General features: G+C 58.8%; 1 protein-coding gene. It reads right to left on the minus strand.

Features of this window, described 5'->3' with window-relative positions; all coding sequences use genetic code 11:
• Window positions 1-1,016 (minus strand): collagen-like protein (locus FBF75_RS19515; protein ID WP_205826478.1); only part of this gene is annotated, 1,016 nt, incomplete at both ends.

Below are 1,016 nucleotides of genomic sequence, written 5' to 3' on the forward strand. Positions count from 1 at the left end.
CAGTAGCACCCGTGATACCCGTTGCCCCAGTAGGTCCGGTTGAACCTGTGATACCAGTAGCACCAGTCGGACCGGTTGCACCTGTGATACCCGTGGCACCAGTCGGACCGGTAGCACCCGTGATACCCGTTGCCCCAGTAGGTCCGGTTGAACCTGTGATACCAGTAGCACCAGTCGGACCGGTTGAACCTGTGATACCCGTGGCACCAGTCGGACCGGTAGCACCCGTGATACCTGTGGCACCAGTAGCTCCAGTTGCACCTGTAATTCCTGTAGCACCAGTAGCTCCAGTTGAACCTGTGATACCAGTGGCCCCAGTAGCTCCAGTTGCACCCGTGCTGCCAGTGGCCCCAGTAGCTCCGGTTGAACCTGTGATACCAGTAGCACCAGTAGCTCCGGTTGAACCTGTGATACCCGTGGCCCCAGTAGCTCCAGTTGCACCCGTGCTGCCAGTGGCCCCAGTAGGTCCGGTTGAACCTGTGATACCCGTGGCACCAGTCGGACCGGTTGAACCTGTAATTCCTGTAGCACCAGTAGCTCCAGTTGCACCCGTGATACCAGTAGCACCAGTCGGACCGGTTGCACCTGTGATACCCGTGGCACCAGTAGCTCCAGTTGCACCCGTGATTCCAGTGGCACCAGTAGATCCGGTTGAACCTGTAATTCCTGTAGCACCAGTTGCACCAGTCGGACCGGTTGAACCTGTGATACCCGTGGCCCCAGTCGGACCGGTTGAACCTGTGATACCCGTGGCACCAGTAGCTCCAGTTGAACCTGTGCTACCAGTGACCCCAGTCGGACCGGTAGCACCAGTCGGACCGGTTGAACCTGTGATACCCGTGGCACCAGTCGGACCGGTAGCACCCGTGATACCAGTGGCCCCAGTAGCTCCGGTTGAACCTGTGATACCAGTAGCACCAGTAGCTCCGGTTGAACCTGTAATTCCTGTAGCTCCAGTCGGACCAGTTGGTCCAGTGCTGCCCGTTGCCCCAGTAGGTCCGGTTGAACCTGTGATA

This window comes from Bacillus sp. S2(2019) (genome assembly GCF_005144805.1).
GTDB lineage: Bacteria > Bacillota > Bacilli > Bacillales > Bacillaceae > Bacillus > Bacillus altitudinis.